General features: G+C 69.0%; 21 protein-coding genes. 19 read left to right on the top strand and 2 right to left on the bottom strand.

What is annotated here, in order from left to right; translation table 11 throughout:
- Positions 1-5: 5 nt before the first annotated feature.
- The 17 genes from NOCYR_RS17810 to NOCYR_RS17730 all read left to right on the top strand — a co-directional run bounded on the left by NOCYR_RS17810 (position 6) and on the right by NOCYR_RS17730 (position 16,734).
- Positions 6-1,694, top strand: a complete 1,689-nt coding sequence (locus NOCYR_RS17810) for a cutinase family protein (RefSeq protein ID WP_048833491.1) — start codon at positions 6-8, stop codon at positions 1,692-1,694.
- Between the two features lie 57 nt (positions 1,695-1,751).
- Positions 1,752-2,663 carry a hypothetical protein gene (locus NOCYR_RS17805; RefSeq protein ID WP_048833490.1) on the top strand — a complete coding sequence of 304 codons (912 nt, stop codon included), beginning with the start codon at positions 1,752-1,754 and terminating at the stop codon, positions 2,661-2,663.
- A gap of 15 nt (positions 2,664-2,678) precedes the next feature.
- Complete coding sequence (locus tag NOCYR_RS17800; protein ID WP_014351791.1) at positions 2,679-3,554, top strand: MinD/ParA family ATP-binding protein; 876 nt, start codon at positions 2,679-2,681, stop codon at positions 3,552-3,554.
- The gene (locus NOCYR_RS17795; protein WP_014351790.1) at positions 3,551-4,192 is read left to right on the top strand and encodes a hypothetical protein; all 642 of its coding nucleotides are present in this window, start codon (positions 3,551-3,553) and stop codon (positions 4,190-4,192) included. The genes NOCYR_RS17800 and NOCYR_RS17795 overlap by 4 nt, the downstream gene beginning before the upstream one ends.
- Positions 4,189-4,593, top strand: a complete 405-nt coding sequence (locus NOCYR_RS17790; protein ID WP_014351789.1) for a hypothetical protein — start codon at positions 4,189-4,191, stop codon at positions 4,591-4,593. The genes NOCYR_RS17795 and NOCYR_RS17790 overlap by 4 nt, the downstream gene beginning before the upstream one ends.
- A gap of 61 nt (positions 4,594-4,654) precedes the next feature.
- Entirely contained in the window at positions 4,655-4,951 is a 297-nt protein-coding gene (locus NOCYR_RS17785; protein ID WP_014351788.1) for a hypothetical protein, read from the top strand.
- A gap of 8 nt (positions 4,952-4,959) precedes the next feature.
- Positions 4,960-5,229 (top strand): hypothetical protein, encoded by a 270-nt coding sequence (locus NOCYR_RS17780; RefSeq protein WP_148280676.1) that lies wholly within the window; start codon positions 4,960-4,962, stop codon positions 5,227-5,229.
- A gap of 77 nt (positions 5,230-5,306) precedes the next feature.
- The gene (locus tag NOCYR_RS17775; RefSeq protein WP_231855950.1) at positions 5,307-5,948 is read left to right on the top strand and encodes a hypothetical protein; all 642 of its coding nucleotides are present in this window, start codon (positions 5,307-5,309) and stop codon (positions 5,946-5,948) included.
- Positions 5,945-6,763, top strand: a complete 819-nt coding sequence (locus NOCYR_RS17770; RefSeq protein ID WP_014351785.1) for a hypothetical protein — start codon at positions 5,945-5,947, stop codon at positions 6,761-6,763. The genes NOCYR_RS17775 and NOCYR_RS17770 overlap by 4 nt, the downstream gene beginning before the upstream one ends.
- A gap of 26 nt (positions 6,764-6,789) precedes the next feature.
- The gene (locus NOCYR_RS17765) at positions 6,790-8,265 is read left to right on the top strand and encodes a hypothetical protein (protein WP_014351784.1); all 1,476 of its coding nucleotides are present in this window, start codon (positions 6,790-6,792) and stop codon (positions 8,263-8,265) included.
- Positions 8,262-9,752 carry an SCO6880 family protein gene (locus NOCYR_RS17760; RefSeq protein ID WP_014351783.1) on the top strand — a complete coding sequence of 497 codons (1,491 nt, stop codon included), beginning with the start codon at positions 8,262-8,264 and terminating at the stop codon, positions 9,750-9,752. The genes NOCYR_RS17765 and NOCYR_RS17760 overlap by 4 nt, the downstream gene beginning before the upstream one ends.
- 7 nt (positions 9,753-9,759) lie before the next feature.
- Positions 9,760-11,874 carry a hypothetical protein gene (locus NOCYR_RS17755; RefSeq protein WP_014351782.1) on the top strand — a complete coding sequence of 705 codons (2,115 nt, stop codon included), beginning with the start codon at positions 9,760-9,762 and terminating at the stop codon, positions 11,872-11,874.
- Complete coding sequence (locus tag NOCYR_RS17750) at positions 11,871-12,179, top strand: transposase (protein WP_014351781.1); 309 nt, start codon at positions 11,871-11,873, stop codon at positions 12,177-12,179. The genes NOCYR_RS17755 and NOCYR_RS17750 overlap by 4 nt, the downstream gene beginning before the upstream one ends.
- Positions 12,180-12,195: 16 nt before the next feature.
- Positions 12,196-13,875 carry a peptidoglycan DD-metalloendopeptidase family protein gene (locus NOCYR_RS17745; protein ID WP_014351780.1) on the top strand — a complete coding sequence of 560 codons (1,680 nt, stop codon included), beginning with the start codon at positions 12,196-12,198 and terminating at the stop codon, positions 13,873-13,875.
- The gene (locus tag NOCYR_RS17740; protein ID WP_148280675.1) at positions 13,872-14,483 is read left to right on the top strand and encodes a hypothetical protein; all 612 of its coding nucleotides are present in this window, start codon (positions 13,872-13,874) and stop codon (positions 14,481-14,483) included. Before NOCYR_RS17745 ends, NOCYR_RS17740 begins: the two co-directional genes overlap by 4 nt.
- A 33-nt stretch (positions 14,484-14,516) precedes the next feature.
- Positions 14,517-16,361 carry a type IV secretory system conjugative DNA transfer family protein gene (locus NOCYR_RS17735; RefSeq protein WP_014351778.1) on the top strand — a complete coding sequence of 615 codons (1,845 nt, stop codon included), beginning with the start codon at positions 14,517-14,519 and terminating at the stop codon, positions 16,359-16,361.
- Positions 16,348-16,734, top strand: a complete 387-nt coding sequence (locus tag NOCYR_RS17730) for a DUF4913 domain-containing protein (RefSeq protein WP_014351777.1) — start codon at positions 16,348-16,350, stop codon at positions 16,732-16,734. The genes NOCYR_RS17735 and NOCYR_RS17730 overlap by 14 nt, the downstream gene beginning before the upstream one ends.
- 60 nt (positions 16,735-16,794) lie before the next feature.
- Here NOCYR_RS17730 and NOCYR_RS17725 read toward each other — a convergent pair whose 3' ends face one another.
- Together NOCYR_RS17725 and NOCYR_RS17720 are read right to left on the bottom strand one after the other, a co-directional pair.
- Positions 16,795-17,439: a hypothetical protein gene (locus NOCYR_RS17725; protein WP_014351776.1), complete on the bottom strand. Its 645-nt coding sequence runs from the start codon at positions 17,437-17,439 to the stop codon at positions 16,795-16,797.
- Positions 17,440-17,844: 405 nt separating this feature from the next.
- Positions 17,845-18,723: a peptidylprolyl isomerase gene (locus NOCYR_RS17720; protein ID WP_014351775.1), complete on the bottom strand. Its 879-nt coding sequence runs from the start codon at positions 18,721-18,723 to the stop codon at positions 17,845-17,847.
- A gap of 185 nt (positions 18,724-18,908) precedes the next feature.
- Here NOCYR_RS17720 and hisS point away from each other — a divergent pair, with 185 nt between their 5' ends.
- Together hisS and NOCYR_RS17710 are read left to right on the top strand one after the other, a co-directional pair.
- The gene (gene hisS / locus NOCYR_RS17715; protein WP_014351774.1) at positions 18,909-20,186 is read left to right on the top strand and encodes a histidine--tRNA ligase; all 1,278 of its coding nucleotides are present in this window, start codon (positions 18,909-18,911) and stop codon (positions 20,184-20,186) included.
- A gap of 45 nt (positions 20,187-20,231) precedes the next feature.
- On the top strand, positions 20,232-20,882 hold the full coding sequence (locus NOCYR_RS17710) for a hypothetical protein (RefSeq protein WP_014351773.1): 651 nt from the start codon (positions 20,232-20,234) through the stop codon (positions 20,880-20,882).
- Positions 20,883-20,935: the final 53 nt, after the last annotated feature.

Raw genomic sequence — 20,935 nt, 5'->3', positions numbered from 1 at the left:
TCGCTATGGCTGGATGCACGACACGATTGTCGGGGGTGCTGGTCGCGCTCGCCGTCGCTGTGTCGACCGCTACCGCCGGTACGGTCGCGGGCGGTGCGGCGTCGGCGCAGGCACCGAATGTCGCGGGCCCGTCGACGAATTTGCCGATTGATAGCTGTCCTGCGCTGTATGCGTTGGGAATTCAGGGCACCGGGCAGTCGTCCCCGGATGCCGCGCCCACCACCGACACCGGCATGCTGTCCACGGTCTTCATGCCGATGATGGCCAAAGCACCAGATGACGGGCTCGTCGACCGCGCCTATGTGCCTTACGAATCCGGCTTCGGCGGCGCCACCGGCGGTGGCGTGGTGCCGTATTCGGAATCGGTAGCCGGAGGGTTGTCCAGGCTGCGCAGCATGGCCTCCTCGGTCGCTGAACGCTGCCCGGAAACCAGGTTCGGCATCGTCGGCTACTCCCAGGGCGCGCATGTCGCCTCGATCTTCGCCCAGGAGGTCGGGCAGGGCAGCGGTGTGCTGCCGCCCGAAAAAGTCGCCGCGGTAGCGCTGTTCGCCGACCCCACCCGCAACCCGGGCGCACCGCTGTTCCCCGGCGCACCCGGCAAGGCCACCCCCGACGCCGCCCCGGGCACCGAAGGCGAGGAACTGGCCCGGATCGTTGCGCTGCCACAGGTGCCGGCCAGCGGCGGCGGCATCGGCCCCGAACGCGACAAGGCCGAGAACTTCGGTGCGCTCACCGGCCGGGTGGCCAGCTTTTGCGCGGCAGGCGATCTCGCCTGCGACGCTCCCGAGGGCGCGCCCATCCTGAAGGCGGTGGCCAATATCGCTGGCCAGGCCAAGCTCAGTGGCGGCGACCCGATCGCCTCCCTGGTCTCGGTGGCCCAGGCCCTCGCCTACACCTCGATCAAGACCGCCACGAAGGTGGTCAACGAAGACATCCAGGGCAATTCGCTGGCCAGTCTGTCCCTCTCGCCGAAGAAGTCGATCTCCCAGCGCCTGGCCGAGGCCGCCGATCCGCGCACCCCGCTCGACATTCCGGCCGCCCTGCGCGCCCTTCTCAAGGTCGGGATGATCGGACTCAACGCGGTGGTCACCGTGGTGCGCACGGTGCTGAATCCGGCCGCCCTCGCCGATCTGGCAACTGCCGGGCTGAGCAACCCGCCCGCCGCGCTGGTCTCACTCGGTACCAAACTGGTGGGTGCGGTCCCGCAGCTCATCCCGCCCACCACCGGCGTTCGCCTGGTCAACCAGGCCTTCGACGCGGTGGTGCAGAACATCACCGACAACAAAGAACTGCTCAATACCACCACCTGGGTGCGGTATTGGGATACCGTCCAGCGTCACGGTGCCTACGGCACGGCAACGGTCTCGGCCGACGGCGACGCTCCGACGACGTTCGTGGCCGAGTGGTTCGCCGCCGTCGCCAGGGATCTGGCCGGCACCTTCGGTTCCGATACTGCGCCCCTACCGGGCTCGGAGACCGCGCGCGAGGGGCCCTCGACGCCCGCGCCGGGATTCGCCGAGCCCGGCCCCGGCGCGTCGACTTCACCTGACCAATCGGGTACGGGACAATTCCCGTTTGGGACAGGAGTCGACGGCGCCTCCTTTGGCGGCGCGACTGCGGACCGAACCATCGAACCGATCGCGACGACCGAACGACCCGACACATCCACCACCTACCCGTTCTCCACGAACTGATCGCCGAGAGGGTTCGACGATGCGACACCACGCGCCCCGATCTGCGGGAATGGGGGAATGTTGAAGTCGTACAAACAGCTCAATCGCTGGTACGGCGCACTCGAGCCGGAGACCGGGTCGAGCGCTCCGGCACGCCCGGCCGAGGAGAGCGCGCCGATCGCGGACGAGGACGACGGCCCCGCGAGGTACCCCGACTACATTCCCGACGAACAGCCGGTCGCGCCTCCCGAGCCGCCCGTGCGGCGCAGCGAATTCACCGGCGGCTGGTCGGACTGGGTGGCCGATCGCGCCCCCGGCCCCGATGACGACTACACCCCGCGCAACGGTGACGTGGTCCGGTTCCCGTGGCCCGACGACGATCCCGAGGAGGTCGCCGAACCGGTCCGGCTCCGCGCGGCCCGCGATCTGCGCACCGCCGGGAAGAGTTCCGGCGGTGGCCGGGCGCGCGCGCTCGTCGTGCTGATCGCGACGGTGCTGCTGCTGGCCGCCGCCGCGGCCGGGGTGTTGTATCTGCTCGGTGATTCCGGTGAGCGCCGGGCCGGTGACGAGACCGCGGTCCAGTTCACCGCGGGCAGCTTCGAATCCACCGCGGGCCCGGCCCAGCGGTGTCCCACCGAACGCACCGACGAGGTGGTGCGCAGCGCGGAGGCGGGCGGGACCGATTCCGGCCCCGACGCGATCCTGCGCTTCCAATACGCCTACTACGTGGACCGATCCGCGGTGCTGGCGCGCGAAGTCGTCGCTCCCGGCGCGCCGGTCTCACCGGCGTCGGTGATCCAGCGCGGCATCGACAGCATCGCCGCGGGCACCACGCACTGTGTGCGCATCGTGACCCTCGATCAGGGCCGCTACTCGGTCGAGGTCACCGAATACCGGCCCGATGGTCAGCCGGCCACGTACAGCAAGCAGATGGTCACCACCGCGGTGATCGGCGGCCGCACCCTCATCACGGGTATCACGGCCGGATAGAGGGAGAGCAGAGCAATGGGAGACGACTGGAGCCGTTGGCTCGACGATGCGCCGGATGCCGACGCACCGTCGGACCGCTCCGGGCGCAGGAAGGCTCCGGTGGTGCGGTTGCGCGGCGAACACGGGTCCGCGCGCGGCGCACGCGCCGGGCACCGGCCGGTGTTGGTGGTGGGCGGCTGCGGTGGCGCCGGAACCACCACGACGGCCTTGGGACTGGCGGGTGAGCTGGCATTGTCGGGCGCGCAGACCGTCGCGGTGGACGCGACGGCGGCGGGCAGTGATCTCGGGCTGCGCGGTGCCGACGAGCATCTGCATCCGATCAGTCTGCAGTCGTGGCTCTACGGCCGCGGCGGCGACGAGCCGGCCCCGTTGAAGGAGTGCCTGTCGCGGTCGACTTCCGGGTTCGGACTGCTGTGGCGCGATGCCGCACCGCTGCGCAGGCGTGCGAGTTATCTCACGGTCGCCCGCGCCATCGACGACGCCGGCTACACCGCCGTCTACGACGGTGGCCACCCGATTGCCGGACGGCAGCTGCGGCCGCTGCTCGACGACGCGGATGTCGCTCTGGTACTTGCCATTCCGGCGCGCACCGATGCCGCCAACCGGCTGCGGGTCACCCTGGAATGGCTCGACGACGAGTTCGGTGACAGCGCCGACGGACCGGGCAGCGGCATCGTCGGCGACACCACCATCGTCATCTCGCATCAGCAGCCCGGCGTCGACTCGCGAGTTGCCGACCATTTGCGTGAACATCTGTCCGGCTGGGTTCGCGACATCGTCGAGATCCCCTACGACGCGCATCTGGCGCGCGGTGAACTCGTCCGGCACATCTCGCTCGACGACAAGACGCGTCGAGCGTATGGGAGTCTGCTCGCCGGGGTGGCATCATGACCGCCGCCATGAATCTTCGCCGCCGCAGGCCCGAACCCGCACCGGCCGGGGTGATCGCCCCGCCGGAGTCGCGGCGCGCGCCCATCTGGGACCGTCCGGTACCCGGTGCCGGGCGGGCGCCGCTGGTGTGGTTGCTCGGCGTGCACGGTGGCGCCGGAGCCAGTAGCCTCGCGCACGTGCTTGCGCCCGCGGCGGATTCGGGCCGCCGCTGGCCCGGCGTCTTCGACCGCGAATCTCCGTTCGTCGTGCTGGTGTGCCGGGAGACCATCGCCGGGCTGACCCGCGCCCACGATTTGCTGCGCCAGCACCACGCCGGTTTCGCCGGGCCGTCGGAGGTGCTCGGACTGATCACCGTGGCCGCGCGCCCCGGTCGCATGCCCGCCGAGATCCGCCGCTACCGCGAGGTCGTCGGCTCGCTGGCCGGGCGCATGTGGCAGGTGCCGTGGTACGAGGAATGGACCCTGGTCGAACCGGAGAAGCTGCCGGTCTGGGCGCCGGGAGTGGAGCCACCGCTGAAGAAGCGGCGGATCGACCCGCTCGACGAGGTTCCGCTGGAGCTGCGGGAACTGGGTACCGAGATCGTCGCGGCGGCACGAGAGGCCATCGCGGACGAAGCGAATGAGGAGGGGGCGCTGTGAGCACGATGCTGGCGCTACACGAGGGCGCTCAGGCGATCCTGGCGCAGGTCGGCAATCCGACGCCGGAGGCTCCGCCCGCGGCGGATGCCGGTTTGCAGGCGAGCCGGTGGGGATTCTGGGCTCTGGTGATCGGCCTGCCGCTGGCCGCGATCGGCGTGGTGGCCTTCGTCCTGGTGCGGGTGTCGAATTCCGATCGCCGCCACGTCCCCGCCCCGCACGGGTGGGCGGCGCAGGGACAACCGCCCGGCTGGAACGTGCCAGGGCCGCATTCGGTTCCGCTACCGGGACCCGCGCCGTCGGGCTGGAACCAGCAGCCCGGTGCCTGGGGCCCGAATGGCGCCGGTACCGGACAGCCGGGTTGGGACCGGCCGCCCCTGACCACCAACCCGCCGGGGCACTGATGAGCGAATTGCGTGCGATGCCGTCGATATCCACCCCTCCACCCATCGAGAAAGGCACCCGATGAGCACGATCCTCCTCGCCGTGCAGGACACATACGGCACCGTTCTCGCCCAGGTGGGCAATCCGACGCCCGAGGCGCCTCCCGGCTCGGAGAAGATCTTGCAGCTGGTGCGCTACCTGACCTGGTTCGTGCTGCTGTCGGGCATCTGCGGCATCACCTATGCCGGCGGTAAATTCGCCTGGGAGAAGTGGACCGGCGGTGGCCTGGAATCGCCGAAGATGGTGGCGGGCGCCATGATCGGCGGTGTGGTCGCCACCAGCGCGGGCACCATCATGAACGCCGTCATCGGGACGTGAGGTCGACGATGTCCAGTATGCGGGCCATGGAAATGCTGGCCTACAAACAGATGCCGGCCGAGGTCGTGGAGCCGATCATGCAGTTGCTCAACTGGCTGCTGTGGTTCGTGCTGATCGGTTGCCTGGCCTGGATGATCGTGTCGGCGGGCAAGCTGTGGATCGCGTTCCGCGGCGACCTGGCGATGAACGACTCCTCGCACGGCGTCCTCATGAGCCTGCTCGGCGCGGGGGTGGCCAGCACGGCCTCCGGTATCGCGCTGGCCTTCCTGCCTGCATGAGACGACAGCCTCGAACTCGGGTAGGCCGGCTTTGCCGGATCGATGCTCCCCGCACCCGCGGGGATGAACCGTCCACAGTGTGTGCGTCCGTATGCCGCCAGGCGAGGTGGCGCGGCGTCCGCGGTCCGGCCGCGGGCGCTTTCGCCGCGACGATGCTGCTGGCCGCGGTCGGTTGCGCGGACGGCGACAAGGCCGGCCCCGATCTGTCCACCCCGCCGTCGAACGTGCGCTGGGAGTCCTTCCAGGGAGTGGCCCTGCCGCACACCGACCAGGGTCCGAAGCGCGAATCCGACGGCGCGGCAACCGGCTTCGATCATTCGCCGCCAGGCGCCGCGGTCGCCGCCATCACCCATACGGTGCGATTGTCGGTGGCCACCGACAGCCAGTGGCCGAAGGTGGTCGCGGCGGAAGTGATGCCCGGGCCGGGTAAGGACGACTGGGTGGTCAACCGATTACTGCTGTCCATCACCGGGCCGGCGTCACCGGAGTACGCCCCGCGACTGCTCGGCTACAAGATCACCGGGTATAGCGAGGATCGCTCCACCGTGGACGTCTATACCGAGTATTCGGACAGTTCGATGGCGGTGAACCACACCGTTGTCGAATGGTCCGGCGACGACTGGAGGTTACGACTGCCCGACCCGGACTCGGCCGAACCCCGAGTCGATGCCATCGACGAATTACCCAGCGACATCGTGATATTGGAGGCACCGCAGTGAGCGAGAAGAAGGAGCCGTACGCGCGCGATCGCGTCTCCTTCGGCCTCGTCGCCTCCGCGGCGGTGCTGACGCTCATCGTGATCGTCGGTGTCTTCGTCTACCTCGGCGGCGACGACGAGCCGGCGGGACAGGGCAGCGTGTCGGTGGTCGAGGGTGCCGGGGCGGAGGGCTTCGCCGAACCGGAGGTCGACATCTTCGGCCGTCGCGTCGATATCCCGAACAACCCTGCGGGACAGCCGCTTCCGCAGAACCCTGAGTTGCAGGCCAAGCCCTCGGATCCGGATTGGCTGACCGCGGCACCCGCCGGAACCACGCAGCCGCGCGGCTGGCAGCGCGTCTACGGCGCCTCGGTGCCGTTCTCCACCTCGGATGGGCCCACGCGCATCGAGGACGGTCTGGCGGTGGGCTACGCGCACACCCCGCAGGGTGCGGCGCTGGCCGCGGCGCAGATCACCTACCGGCTCAATGCCCGTCCGGCGCACCGGGATCTGTACGTGCGGCAGGTGCGGGCCTCGGCTCAGCAGATCGCGGCCTATGATCGCGCGCTGGAGGCCGACCGGCTTCCGGAGCAGCAACCGGAAAGTGTCACACGGTATTTCGTCGCCCCTGACGCGTTCAAGGTCGACGACTACGCCGACGATATGGCCATCGTGCGCCTGGCCACGCGCGCACAGGTGGTCGATGGCAAGCAGTTGTGGGTGGCCATGCGGATGATCATGGTGTGGGACGCCGGTGACTGGCGGCTGAAGCCGACCACCTCGGAGAACCCGCCGGCGGAATACATCGAATCGCTCGAGGGGTGGACGGCATGGTGACGGAAACTCGAGACCGAGGGGTTCACATGGTGAGGCGTATTGTCACGATCTTCGCGGTCATCTTCACGGTGATGATCGCGACGCCGACGGTGGCCTACGGCCAGACCTACGGCTTCGACGAGGCGTGCAACGAAATCCACGAAACCCTCGACAACGTCGGCATTCCCGGCGTCTCGCTCGGTGACGCGGCCTCGGCGGTGTGCAAGGCGGGCAATGCCGCCTCCCATCCGGGCCAGGCCGCGACGGCGGTGAAGGACAAGGCGTGGGATTCGACGTTCGGCAAGGTCGTCGACTCGCTGATGAACGGTCTCGGTGAGGCCATCATCCTGGCGCTGACCTTCTGGATGAAGGTGCCCAACGAGGCCGTCAGCGATTCCGGTTCGTTGTTCACCAAGATCAACGACTACACCTATCAGGTACAGATCCTGTTACTGATCGCGTCGGTGATGATCTCCGGCCTCAGATTGGCCGAAGCCAGACGCGGGGCCGTGATGAACGAGGCGGCCGAATCGTTCCGGATGTTCGCGCGCGTGGTGTTCAGTTCCTGGATGCTCGGTGCGGTGATCGTCGCGGGCACGGTGGCCTCGGACCGCTTCGCCGAATGGATCATCACCGACTCCACCAACGGCAATGCCAAGAACCTGGCCGAGCTGATGGTGAAAACCAGTAAGCTGCAAGCCTTCTCACCGGGCTTGGTGCTGATCATCGCGATCGTCGGCCTGCTCGGCGCGCTCGCTCAGATCGTGCTCGCCATCGTCCGGCAGGGCCTGCTGGTGATCGCGGCCGGTGTGCTGCCGTTGGCGGCCGCGGCCTCGGGCATGAACACCGGTAAGCAGTCCTATCAGAAGCTGGTGGGCTGGATCATCGCGTTCATGCTGTGGAAACCGGTGGCCGCGATCGTCTACATGATCGCGTTCACCACCGCGGGCCACGTCGACGAACTCACCTCCACCTCCGGGCTGCCGGATGCCGAACAGGCCCAGCGCATGCTGGTCTCGATCGTGCTGCTGTGCAGTGTGGCGTTCGTGCTGCCCGCGCTGATGCGACTGGTCACCCCGGCGGTGGCGATTGTCGGCAGCGGCGGTTCGGGTCTGACCGCGACCGGCGGAACCCTGCTGGCCGCGGCCGGTATCGGTGCCCTCGCCGGAACCAAGGCGGTCGGCGTCAAGGGTGCGGCCGCGCCGGGCTCGGCCGGATACTTCGGCGGTGCGGGTAGTCCGCCGCCCGGTGGTAGCGGCGGACGTGGCGGTGGTGCGCCTCGACCGGCACCGCCGCCGCGTGGTGGTGGCGGGGGCGCGAGCGGCCAACCGCCACGGGCCTCCGGCGCACCGGCGGGCGCGGCCGGGGTACCGTCCGGTGCGGCGCGCGCCGCGGGCCGGATCGGTGCGGCCAGGGCCGCGACCTCCGGGATGAACCGGGCAGATCAAGTCATGGGTGATGTCGCGGGCGACCGCTGGGCCAACCGCTCACCCGACCTCGGGAGGAGCACCATTCCGCGATGACCAACCTCGACACCTACGAGCGCCGTTCCTACGGCCTGTGGCAGAAACCGCGCAGCGCCGGCCTCTTCGGCCTGCGCTGGGAAGAGACCGTGCTCGGGTTCGTCGTCGTGATCACCGCCCTGATCACCGCGATGGTGGGCGGTTTCCAATGGGGGCTGATCGTGGGTGGCGTCGGCGTTGCGGTCATGGTTCCACTGGTGTGGCGGACGGGGGGCCGCTCCGGCTACGAGACGGGATTGATGATGTTCAACTGGATGCGTTCGCGCAGTCGCGGCGAGCATGTGTATCGCGGCGGCCGGTTCTCCCGGATCCCCGGCGGGGTCACCCGGCTGCCCGGCCTGCTGGCTCCGTCGAAGCTGTACGAAGGCATCGACGCGGGCGGCTACAGCTTCGGCATGATCCATCTGCCGCAGTTCGCCCAGTACACCGTGGTATTGCGGGCCTGGCCGCAGGGCCATGAGGCGGTCGACCAGCCGGTGATCGACCGCTGGGTCTCCGCCTGGGGCACCTTCCTGGCTTCGGTGGGCCAGACCAGCGACATCGTCGCCGTCGTCCCGGTGATCGACACCGTGCCCGAGACCGGCAACCGGTTGCTCACCGAGGTCTCCACCATCACCCGGCCGGAGGCGCCGGAGCTGGCCCAGCAGGTGATGTACGAGCTGGCCACCGAATTGCCGCAGGAGCGGGTGCAACTGCTGCCGCGAGTGGCGATCACCTTCAAGGCCACCACCGCCGAACGCCGCAAGAACCCGGCCGAGGAAGCGGTGGAGATCGGGCGCAGGCTGCCCGGCATCTGCGCGGCGCTGGCGGAGGCCGGCGTGCGCGCGCAGCCGATGTCGGCCGATGAGGTGATCTCGTTCATCCGGCGCAGCTACGACCCGGCCGCGCAGGCCGATCTCGAGGTCGCCGCGGGCGAACCCGAAGGCCACGGCCTGGACTGGGCCGACGCGGGCCCGATCTCGCACGACGAGAAATGGGATCACTTCGTGCACGACGGTGGCCGCTCGGTCACCTGGGAGATGGACGCGGCCCCCGAGGGCGCGGTCGACGAACGCGTGTTGCAGCGCCTGCTTGCGCCGAATCCCGAAGTGCCGCGTAAGCGTATCGCCATCGTGTACCGTCCGCATTCAGCCGCCGACGCCGCCGAGATCGTCGATGACGACTTCAAGAACGCGCTGGTGGCTCAGCAGAGCGAACGCGGAGTCGTCTCCGCGTCGGCGACCCTGCGGGTCGGCGCCACCCAGCAGGCCCGTGAGGAGCAGGCGCGCGGCCACGGCGTGACCCGCTTCGGGGCGCTGGTGACCATCACCGAGCCCCTGCGCGGCGATCTGCCGCGGATCGAGGCGATCACCCGCGACCTGTCCACCCAGGCGCGGTTGAAGATCCGGCGGTGCTACCGCTACCAGGCGGCGGCCTTCGCGGCCTCACTCGGCTGCGGAGTGATCCTGCCCGAACACGCGACGATTCCGAAAGCACTTGCGGGGTGAGCGATTGATGGCACGCGAGCACGAGCCACCCGTACGGGAGCGCGAGGACGCCGTTCGCCGGACCCGGCGGACCGAGACCGACCACGACGAATGGGCCCGCCCCGAGCGTCGGCGCGACACCACGCGGGAGGAATCCACCCGGGACCGGCGCAGCACCCGCACGGGCGGACAACGCCCGCGCACCGGTGCGCCGCGCACCGACGGTGATCGCTCGCGTGCCGAGACACCGGCGACCGACAGGCCCGCCGCGCAAGCCGGTCGCGGTGGGCGCGGCCGGCCCGAGCGCACCGGCACGGCCCGTGCGCGGCCGGTGAAAATCGACAAAACTGCCGACCGCGCGATGCGCAGCCCGAAACAGGATCGGGCCGCCCAGCGCGCGAAAGCCAAGGCGGACAAGCGTCAGCAGTCCGGTCCGCCACTGCTCGACGACGACACCCGCGCCCGGCTGGAGATGATCAGCCGCGAGCAGTCCGGGCTGCGCGCGGCGTGGGCCACCTTCCGCATCCGCACCGACGACATCCGCCGCCGCAACTACGCCGCCCGCGCCGAACAGGTCTTCGAGGACGGGTTCGACCGACAGACCGCCCAGCTCACCGACCGCGGCTATGCGGGCCCGGGCGGCGGCCGGATGAACGTGGTGGGCCGCCCGGTCGAATACCGCGCCACCACCGCGCAGGTCGCGGGTCTGTGGCCGTGGTCGGTGGGTGCGGGCGCGCCGCTGATCGGCACCCCGCTCGGTTCGCATCTGCACACCGGGGCGCCGGTGTGCTTCGACCCGATGAACTGGTTCATGCGCGGCAGCTTCATCACCGCGCCCAGCCTGTTCGTGCTCGGGCTCAACGGTTTCGGTAAGTCGTCGCTGGTGCGCCGGATCGTGCTGGGCGGCATCGCCCAGGGCATCACGCCACTGATCCTGGCCGACGTCAAACCCGACTACCGCAAGATGGTGGAACTGGTCGGCGGCCAGGTGATCGATCTCGGTTACGGGCACGGCAAACTCAACCCGCTGGCCGCAGGCGTCCTCGGTCAGGTGGTGCCCAAGCTGGATCATCTTCCTGCCCTGCAATTGCAGGTGTTGCAGGATCTGCGGGCCCGGCAGGTGACGCTGATCGCCGGCCTGGTCGAGCTGGTGCGCGGTGCGCGAGTGCGCGATTTCGAGGAGACGCTGATCTCCACCGCCTTGCGCATCCTGTACCGCCCGGGCAGTGGTTTCACCCCGGACAAGCCGCCCATCATGGATAACCTGCTCGAGGTGATCGTCGCGGGCGGCGAGGAACTGATGCTGGACGCGGGCGCGGACAGCGAATCCGAATACCAGGTGGCGATCAAGAATCTGCGCCGCTCCCTGCGCGCGCTCACCCAGGGCCCGTTCGGCGCGGTCTTCAACGGCCAGACCACCGTGCCCATCGATACCGATTCGGTCGCCGTCTGCATCGACGTCTCGCATATCCCGCAGGGCGACAAGAAGCTCAAGGCCGCGGTCATGCTGGCCTGCTGGGCCGACGGATTCGCCGCCGTCGAGGCCGCGCACACCTTGACCGACGCGGGCATGGCGCCGCAACGCTACTTCCAGGTCGTGATGGACGAGCTGTGGCAGGTGCTCGGCCTCGGCGATTTCATGGTCGATCGCGTCGACGAGCTGACCCGACTGCAACGCGGTATCGCCACCGCGCTGATCATGATCAGCCACACCATCAAGGACTTGCAGTCACTGGGCTCGGAAGCGGCCATCGCCAAGGCACTCGGCTTCCTCGAACGTGCCCGCGCCAAGATCTTCGGCGCCCTGCCCGCCGAGGAGATCAAACGCCTCGACAGCACCATCCCGTTCACCGCGGCCGAGGAAGAAATGGTCACCGGCTGGTCGGCGCCGCAGGCCCTGACCGGTGAGGCGCTCAAACCCGGTCAGGTACGACCGTCCCCGCCGGGTACCGGCAAGTTCCTGCTCAAGATCGGTGAGGATCGCCGGCCCGGAATTCCGTTCCACATGGAGTTCACGTTGTCGGAGAAGGAAAGCGGAATCCACGACACCAATCAGCGGTTCGACGAGTTCAACCGGGTACCGGGCCCGGCGGGTGATCCCGACCCCGGTGGCCCGGATTCGGCGGGTGGGAGCGCAGCATGATGCCGCACCGGTCCTATCGCAAGGTGTCGCCCGAGGTACGCGATGCCGCGGTCGAGCAGGTCATCGCGCTGACCGGCAAGCTGCGCAGTGAGTCCGAGGCGTGCCGGGTGGTCGCCGAACAGATCGGCGTGCACACCAATTCGGTGCGCAACTGGGTGCGGGCCGCCGAAGGCCCCAGCCTGGAGCGCATGGACGCGGTGGCGTTGCGGCGCAAGGTCGCCCTGTTGCAGCAGCAGCTGGCGGCCGCCGCGGAGATGAACCGGGCGCTGGCCGACACCCTCAACGAAGCCCGGCGCCGCACGTGAACCCTGCGAGGGTGTCATGAACGTGCGCTCGGTCCTGGCGCTCGTCGTCGGAGCAGCGCTCGGGCTGATGATGCTGGTGGTGGTGATCGTGCTGCCCTCGGTGGACGATCCGTGCGAGGGCGGCGAGGTACTCGGCCCGACACAGACGATGTTGCCGCCGTTGGGTGGTTATGCGCCCGGGGATCCGCGGGCGGCCGGTGCCGCGTCGCCCAGCTCGGCTACCCCTTCGGCCCAGGCGAATCCGGCCGTCACCGCGACGCCGTCACTGGCCGCGGGTGTGGGTTCGCTGCGGCGGACGTTGCCGCTGGCCACCGGGACCTACAGCATTTCCGATGTCTTCGGTTCCCGCGGCGGCGGGCACAAGGGTGTGGATATGGCCGCCGCCGACGGCACCCCCATCTTCTCGGTCGGCGACGGCCGGGTGGTCGCGGCCGGTCCGGCCTCCGGCTTCGGTAACTGGATCGTCGTCGACTCGGTCGACACCAACGGCCGCGCGTATTCGGCGGTGTACGGGCATATGTGGGACAGCGGGGTGCTGGTCCGGGTCGGCGAGACGGTCCGGGCGGGCCAGCACATCGGCTATGTCGGTTCGGCCGGCGAATCCAGCGGCCCGCACCTGCATTTCGAGGTGGTGCCGGGCGGACGGTTCACCGGTGGCCGCCAGATCGACCCGATGCCGTGGCTCGACGGCGCGCCGACGCCCGATGTCGGTGGCGCGCGCGCGTTTTCCGCCGATCCGCGCTGTGTGCGCGGGTTCGGTAGCGCGGGCGGTGCGCTGGCCGACGGCAAGGTGCCGCCGGAACTCGAGATCTGGTACCGGCGAGCCGGCTCGATCTGCCCGGAGATCACCCCGTCGCTGCTGGCGGCGCAGGGCAGGCAGGAATCCGGTTTCCGGCGCGGCGCCACCTCACCGGCAGGCGCGCAGGGCTTGGCGCAGTTCCTGCCGGGGACGGCGGCGAGCATCAATCCCGATGACGGGCAACCGTATGTGATCGACGCCGACGGCAACGGTGTGGCCAGCGTCTGGGACGACGGCGACGCCATCGTCGGCCAGGGCCGCTACATGTGCGCCATCGCGCACAAGATCTCCGGCTGGATGGCGGAGGGCCGCGTGCAAGGCGACCTGGTCTCCTTGACGCTGGCCGCCTACAACGCCGGCGAGGGTGCGGTGCTCGCCTCCGGCGGCATGCCGAATCAGGTTGCCGCGCACTACTCCGAGACCCATCCGTACGTGGCGAACATCCTGGCCATGGAGCCGGAGTACCGGGCGCCCGGATCGCTGGGCCGCTTCGTCCCGGGGGAGGGGACCGACGGCAGTCAGGTCGTCGAGGCCGCCCACGATTGGCTGGGCACCCCGTACGTCTGGGGTGGTGGCGGCCCGCAGGGGCCCACCGGCGGCGGCCTGGACGGTCCCGGTCTGACCGCGGCGGCGGTGTTCGCGGCGTCCTCCGGAGCGATCACGCTGCCGCGCACCGCCGAACAACAGTGGGAGGCCGGGGTGGAGGTGCCGTTGAGTGCGATCGAACCGGGTGATCTGGTCTTCAGCGATTTCGGTCCGCGTGGCCCCGCGCAGGTCGGCGTCTATGCCGGTGGCGGGCAGATGATCCGCTCGGCGCCGGGCACGACCGCCGATTCCGCCGGTGGAGTGGCCGAGGCACCCGTCCCCGGCGACGCACGAGCGAGGAGAGTGCTGTGAACACGCGTGCGGCAGACCCGAACCGGCGGCCGGGGCGGTTAGCCTGGAAGAACAGGGTATCGGCGCAGGCGAAACTGGTGGTGGTGCTGGTGGCGGGCATCGCGATGCTGAGCGCGGCCTGTGGTCGCGACGCGGACGACGAGGCAGGTCCGGGGAGCGGGCCCGCCACGTCGACCACCCGCCAGCTCGAAGCTGTTCCGGCACCGGACCCGGTCACCCCCGAAGGTGTGGCGGTGGCGGCGCTGCGGGAGATCTACACCTGGAAACCGGTCAGCGAGGATCAGGGCGCGTCGCTGGTTCGGGCACGGAAATGGCTCGGCCCCAGCTTGATTCGAGTGATAGAAGGTACGACCGCGGCAGGCGAGACCCCCAAACCGACGCTGCGCTGGGCGGAATGGGCCGGCGCGGGCGCCCGCATCGATGCCTTCACCTTCGCGTCCGGCGAAAAGGCGCCGACCGGCGCGGATCCGAACGTGCAGCAGTTCAAGATCGGTATCGAACAGACCGTGGTCTACCCCGACGGGCGCGAGGAGCCCCTTCCACCTGCCACCGTCATCGCCACCGTCGTCCGCACCCCGGACGGCTGGCGACTCGATGGCTATCGGTGACAACGCTTTCCACACGGGAATCAGGAGGCAGGTATGGCGAAAAAGAAACCGGTGAAGGATCCGGCAGTCGTCGGTCCCGACGGCACCCTCATCCTGATCTACGTGGTGGGGGGCATCCTCGCGACGCTGTGGCTGGCCCTGCATCTGGGCAATATGCTCGCCGTGACTCGCCAGGACATCCCGATCAACCCGATCGAGATCGTGGCCGGGTTGATTCGCGGCAAACTCGAGTGGCCGCGCGGTGCGACGGTGATCCTGCTGCTCGTCCTCGCCACCGGCGTCGCCGTCCTCGTCATCCGGCGCCGGCTGCAGGCCCGTCGCAACAAGGGCAGGCTCGGCGTCGACGACAAGGCCGACGTGATGGGCAACGGCAGTGCCATCGCCTCACTCACCGAGGCCGGTGTGCGGGAGAAGGCCAAGCAGCTCGGCGTGCGCCTCGGCTACGACGATGCGCCCGGTGTGCCGATCGGCATCGGTGTCGCCGACGGTGTGATGCTGTACGGCTCGTACGAGGATCTGCATCTCGATATCTGGGGTCCGCGCCAGGGCAAATCGACCTCCCGCGTCATCCCCGCCATCCTCACCGCCATCGGCCCGGTGCTGGCCACCTCGAACAAGCGCGACGTGGTCGACGCGACCCGCGACGTTCGCGCGGCCAAGGGTTCACCGACCTTCGTCTTCGACCCGCAAGGCGTGGCCGGTGAGGAGGCCGGCTGGTACTGGGATCCGTTGGGCTGGGTGGATGCCCGCCATGAAGGGTGCGAAATGCGCGCGGCCCGGCTGGCCGGCCATTTCGCCGACGGCGACGACGGTTCCGACGCCAAGAGCGACGCGTTCTTCGACCCGGAAGCCGAAGATCTGCTGGCCGGGCTGTTCCTGGCCGCGGCCGTCGGTGGCAAGCCGATCACTCAGGTCTGGGAGTGGGTGACCAATCCGGGCAATATCGAACCGATTCAGCTGCTGCGCGATACCGGACACGATTTCACCGCCTCCGGCCTGGCCTCGCAGTACAACACCGACGACCGCACCCGCAGCGGCATCTTCGGTACAGCCAAGAAGATGGTGCGCTGCCTCAAGCTCACCAACGTGCATCCGTGGGTCACGCCCGGCGCAAGCCGCCAGCAGTTCGACGAATTGGACTTCATCGAACGCAACGGCACTCTCTACAGCTTGTCGCTCGAGGGCCGCGGTTCGGCGTCACCGCTGGTCAGTGCGCTGACCGAGGCGGTCATCGATATCGCCATGCGCAAGGCCGCGCGCTCGGCCGGCGGGCGCCTGCCGATCCCGCTGCTGGCGGTGCTGGACGAGGCGGCCAATGTGGTGCGCTGGAAGGATCTGCCCAAGCAGTACAGCCACTTCGGTTCGCGCGGCATCGTGGTGATGACGGTGCTGCAATCGTGGGCGCAGGGCGTGCGTTGCTGGGGTGAGGCCGGGATGAACGCGCTGTGGTCGGCGGCCAATATCAAGGTGCTCGGCAGCGGCGTCGACGATACGAACTTCCTGCGCGAGCGTTCCGAGGCCATCGGCGAGCATTCCTCGATTTCGGCGTCGGTATCGGAATCCAAGGGCAGCAAGAGTTATTCGCGCTCGCTCGGTTCGTCGAAGACCTTCACCGTGCAAGCGCTGGCGACGTTGCCGCGCGGGCGGGTCATCGTCTTCCCGTCCGGTGCGCCGCCGGTTCTGGTGCGCACGGTCCCCTGGTGGGAGGGCGATTACGCGGCAGCGGTGCAGCAGTCGATCGAGCAACACGATCCGCAGCGCAAGACCGTGATCACCGATCTGATTCCGCAACCGTCGCTGACCAAGGCAATACCGTCACCGGAACCGGGTGCCGGCTCCGGCCAGATCGAGGAGGTTCGTCCACTTGACCAGCAATGAGCAGCCGGAAACCGAATACCACGATGTCGGGGAGTTCGTGCACAACTACCTGACCGGGCTGTATCAACGGCAGGTCACCGACATCAACGACACCGTGTGGTGCCCGGAATGGTGGCGGCACACCGAAGCGGTGGCGCGCCTGGAAGCGGTGTGGCGGGCCTTCGAGTTCTACCGTCAGGACCCGACCACCGGTATGAGCATCTGGTTGCTCAACCATGCCGACAAACACATGGCGGTGTTGTTCGACCCGAAGGGGCCGTTCAAATATTGCAGTGTGCGGCACGGGCACAAGGAGATGCTCACGAAGCTGCCGGTCGAAACCTACCCGGAGGGTTTGTTCAGCAACCCCGAGGAATACAGCCGTACCACCTGACCCGCGGCGAATACGACGCGGCGCCCGCCGGATTCGACGGGCGCCGGTGAACGGGGTTGGTCAGCGCGTACGTTCGAGCCCGCGCGTGCGCTCCTGGTCTCGCCCGGTGAGGATTTCCAGGCCCGGTTCGGGGCGGGTGCGGATGGCCTCGATGGGCGGTTTGGCCTGCCCGATCTCCATGAACATACGCACGGCGGCGATCTCGGGTGCGATACCGATCTTGGCCAGATGCGCGGCCAGCGCGGCGCGACGTTCCGGCGAGTCGTACCGGATGGCGGCCTTGGCCGCCGCCGCGGCGACGGACCCGCCGCTGGGTGTGGGGAGCGAGGGCCGATCCTTGTGCAGCGAAACGCCACGATAGGGCATGCTTTCGCGCTCGACGGTCGCTGTCGCCTGCTGGGCCAGGCCCATCACCTTCTCCTGGCCGCCCATCACCTTTTCCTGACCTAGCGTCTTCTCCGGCGCGGGCCGGGAAATCATCTGGGCCAGTTCCATATTGCGCGGATCCTTGGACTTGGATTCGCGGGCCTCACGAACCTGCGCTTCGCGCGCTTCCTTGATCTTGGCCTCGGTGAGCTTGGCTCTGGCCTCGGCTTCCTTCTGACCACGTTCCCGGGTCTTGAGCGCGACCAGGGTCGCGATCTGCAACATGGTCTTCATCATGGCCGCGGTTTCCCGGCCGATATCGTCCAGTTCCTCGGACATGGCTGCTCCCGATGCTGCGGTGATCCCTATGGATGATTGTGGTGCTTCGTCATGAACGCCGCTTCATATGTCATCGACTTCTTACGTCATCGATACAACCGCCATGCGAACGGTGCCCGCCCGGCGATCCCTGGCCCGCCTGTGCGAACACCGGGAGTCGCGCAGCCGACTTCGCTACGCGCACTCCGTATTACGAGATTACCCGAGAACACTCGGCCCAGTCCTGCCAGCGGGCCGCCCCTCAGCATATATCGCACATTTCCGGCACGGAACCGAACTCGCCGGATGATCTTCGGTGCGTGGTTGGTGGGACCGGACGATGGCGGCGCGGTAGCGGGTTCAGGCCATACAGTTCGGGCCCGGTAGCGCGCTGCGATACCGGACCCGAACGCCGACGGCCGCAGGTCAGTCGATGCGCACCGAATTCAGCGTCACCGGCAGGTTCGGCTTGCCGTCGCCGGGGCCGTTGGACTCGTCCTGACCGGCCTGGGCGATCTTGTCCAGGGTGGCCAGGCCCGTCTCGTCGACGGTGCCGAAGATGGTGTAGTTCGGCGGCAGCTGGGAATCGCCGTAGACCAGGAAGAACTGGCTGCCATTGGTGCCGGGTCCGGCGTTGGCCATCGCGATGACGCCGCGCTTGTAGGCGATCGGCTCCTGCAGGGCCGGGTCACCGGGGGCGTACTGATCGGTGGGGTACTCGTTGTCGAACTGGTAGCCCGGACCACCCATGCCGGTGCCGGTGGGATCGCCGCATTGCAGCACCTCGAGGCCGGGGCCCTGGGTGAGGCGGTGGCAGCTGGTGCCGTCGAAGAAGCCCTGACCGGCCAGGCTGGCGAAACTGTTCACCGTGCACGGCGATTCGGCGTTGTTGAGGGTCAGGCCGATCGGACCCTGGCTGGTCTCCACGCTGATGCTCAGCGTCGCATTGTCGCCGGAGGTCTGGATGCCCTCGGTACGCGGCTTCTGCGCGGGCTTGTCGGCGGGCTTGGGGCTGTCGGGGTAGGCGCAGCTGACCGTGGCGGGCTTGGCCTGCGCTGGCGGGGGCGGCGCGGCGATCGGGGTGCTCGACAGCGAGGCGTCCGGCGTCTCCGCCGCGGTGTTGTCGCTGTCGTCACCGCGGGTCAGGAAGTACACGCCGGTCACCGCCGCGACCGCGACGACGACGCCGAGGGCCGACATCGCGATGGTGAGTTGCTTGCGCTTGCGCGCCCGCGCGGCCCGGTTGGCCAGCTGGCGCTCCAGCTTGCGTTTCGCTGCCGCTCGACGCTGTTCGTTGCTCGGCACTACCACGTTCCTCCCGTGCGGCGGCCGGACCCGGGGGACCGGCCGTGCGCTGTTTTCTCACTACGAAAGTGTCATGTTCGGCTAAGAGTGTGCCATCTCTACCTGAGACCGCCCGGCACCCGCCGTGACCGGCGCGGACAAACCGGTTGGACTCGAGGCCCGGTGGTGAGGGAAACTGGACCATCGTGACCAAGACCAGCAGATTCTCCGCCCCGAAGGGGGTGCCGGACTACGTGCCCCCCGGCTCGGCCGAGTTCGTCGCGGTGCGCGACGGCCTGATCCGCGCCGCCCGACTCGCCGGGTACGGGCATATCGAGCTGCCGGTCTTCGAGGACACCGAACTGTTCGCCCGCGGCGTCGGCGAATCCACCGACGTGGTGAGCAAGGAGATGTTCACCTTCTCCGACCGCAAGGATCGCAGCGTCACGTTGCGGCCCGAGGGCACCGCGGGGGTGATGCGCGCGGTCATCGAGCACGGACTCGACCGCGGTCAGCTGCCGGTCAAGCTGTGTTATGCCGGCCCGTTCTTCCGCTACGAGCAGCCGCAGGCCGGTCGCTACCGTCAGCTCCAGCAGGTGGGCATCGAGGCCATCGGCATCGACGATCCGGCGCTGGACGCCGAGGTCATCGCCGTCGCCGATGCCGGGTTCCGCGGCCTGGGCCTGGACGGTTTCCGCCTCGAGATCACCTCGCTGGGCGATGAGACCTGCCGCCCGCAATACCGCGAGCTGCTCCAGGAGTTCCTGCTGGGGCTGCCGCTGGACGAGGAGACCCGCCGCCGCGCCCAGATCAACCCGCTGCGGGTGCTCGACGACAAGCGCCCGCAGGTGCGCGAGATGACGGCCAACGCGCCGCTGATGATCGATCACCTGTCCGAATCGGCGAAAACGCACTTCGAGCAGGTGCTCGGCCACCTCGACGCGCTGGGCGTGCCGTATGTGGTGAACCCGCGGATGGTGCGCGGGCTGGACTACTACACCAAGACCACCTTCGAGTTCGTCCACGACGGGCTCGGCGCCCAGTCCGGGATCGGTGGCGGCGGCCGCTACGACGGCCTGATGGCCGAGCTGGGTGGCCAGGCACTGTCAGGTATCGGGTTCGGTCTCGGTGTCGACCGCACGGTGCTGGCGCTGGCCGCCGAGGGCAAGTCGGCGGGCGATCCGGCGCGTTGCGAGGTCTTCGGCGTCCCGCTGGGCGAGGCCGCCACCCAGCGGATGGTGGTGCTGGCCGCGCAGCTGCGGGCCGCGGGCGTGCGGGTCGACCTGGCCTACGGCGGCCGCGGGGTGAAGGGCGCGATGAAGGCGGCCGACCGCTCCGGCGCCCGGTTCACCCTGGTGCTCGGCGACCGTGATCTGGCCGAACACACCATCGGGCTCAAGGACATGGGCACCGGCGACCAGCGCCAGATCCCGCTCGGCGAGGTGGTCGGCGCGGTTACCGCCGCATTGCACCGCGCGGGGTAGTACGGTGCCCGGGACATATCCCGCCGTGAGGACGACTGCGCGACCGTGACACAACCGACTCCCGCACCGGGCGAATCCGATCCGCCGATCGGGCTGGACCTGGTCGCTCCCGAGGTGTACGCCCCGATGCTGCGCCGGCTGACCCTGGCGGCCATCGGCGTCGGCATCGGTGCCGCCCTGCTGGCCGCGGTCTGGGTGAGCTGGCCGATCGCAGTGCTCATCGGACTGGTGGTCGGCGCGCCCACCGTCGGCTACGCGCTGGCGTTGCGCCGCCGCCGGATGTGGTTGCAGGGGACCACGATTCATGCCCGCACGCTGTTCGGGGAGCGGCGGATTCCGCTCGCCGAGGCGACCGGGGTGGAGATCCTGGTGTATCCGGCCCGGTTGAGCCGGATCGTGCTGCGCGTGACGGCCGGGCCGGACACGCAAATCATCCCGCTGGCCATGTACACCGACGCGGGCAGCGGCCGCGAACTGCACCTGCTCGGCCTGCGCAAGTTGGCCGACGCTCTGGCCGCCAGCCATCTGGCGACCGCGGTGGCGGTCTCGGGCATGCTGGTGCAGCAGTTACGGGCCGAGGCGCGCGATGCCGGGCTGGGGGAGCGTCCGCTCTACCGCGCGGTGACCTTGGTCCGGGCCAAGGATTACGTTTCACCGGTCGTGCTCACTGATAGCGAAGTCGCCGAACTGAGCTGAAGTGTCTGTTACCTCACCGTCGGCCGATATCGGCGGTGCGGCTGGATAGGGTG

The sequence above is a fragment of the Nocardia cyriacigeorgica GUH-2 genome, assembly GCF_000284035.1.
GTDB classification, from domain to species: Bacteria; Actinomycetota; Actinomycetes; order Mycobacteriales; family Mycobacteriaceae; genus Nocardia; species Nocardia cyriacigeorgica_B.
This window is presented reverse-complemented; position numbering and strand designations above follow the sequence as displayed.

Coding starts and splice junctions, on each gene's coding strand:
- NOCYR_RS17780 (WP_148280676.1), top strand. CDS start 4,960: ATGTCCAGTATGCGGGCCATGGAAATGCTGGCCTACAAACAGATGCCG.
- NOCYR_RS17760 (WP_014351783.1), top strand. CDS start 8,262: ATGACCAACCTCGACACCTACGAGCGCCGTTCCTACGGCCTGTGGCAG.
- NOCYR_RS17750 (WP_014351781.1), top strand. CDS start 11,871: ATGATGCCGCACCGGTCCTATCGCAAGGTGTCGCCCGAGGTACGCGAT.
- NOCYR_RS17725 (WP_014351776.1), bottom strand. CDS start 17,439: ATGTCCGAGGAACTGGACGATATCGGCCGGGAAACCGCGGCCATGATG.
- NOCYR_RS17800 (WP_014351791.1), top strand. CDS start 2,679: ATGGGAGACGACTGGAGCCGTTGGCTCGACGATGCGCCGGATGCCGAC.
- NOCYR_RS17745 (WP_014351780.1), top strand. CDS start 12,196: ATGAACGTGCGCTCGGTCCTGGCGCTCGTCGTCGGAGCAGCGCTCGGG.
- NOCYR_RS17810 (WP_048833491.1), top strand. CDS start 6: ATGGCTGGATGCACGACACGATTGTCGGGGGTGCTGGTCGCGCTCGCC.
- NOCYR_RS17785 (WP_014351788.1), top strand. CDS start 4,655: ATGAGCACGATCCTCCTCGCCGTGCAGGACACATACGGCACCGTTCTC.
- NOCYR_RS17795 (WP_014351790.1), top strand. CDS start 3,551: ATGACCGCCGCCATGAATCTTCGCCGCCGCAGGCCCGAACCCGCACCG.
- NOCYR_RS17735 (WP_014351778.1), top strand. CDS start 14,517: ATGGCGAAAAAGAAACCGGTGAAGGATCCGGCAGTCGTCGGTCCCGAC.
- NOCYR_RS17755 (WP_014351782.1), top strand. CDS start 9,760: ATGGCACGCGAGCACGAGCCACCCGTACGGGAGCGCGAGGACGCCGTT.
- NOCYR_RS17805 (WP_048833490.1), top strand. CDS start 1,752: ATGTTGAAGTCGTACAAACAGCTCAATCGCTGGTACGGCGCACTCGAG.
- NOCYR_RS17765 (WP_014351784.1), top strand. CDS start 6,790: ATGGTGAGGCGTATTGTCACGATCTTCGCGGTCATCTTCACGGTGATG.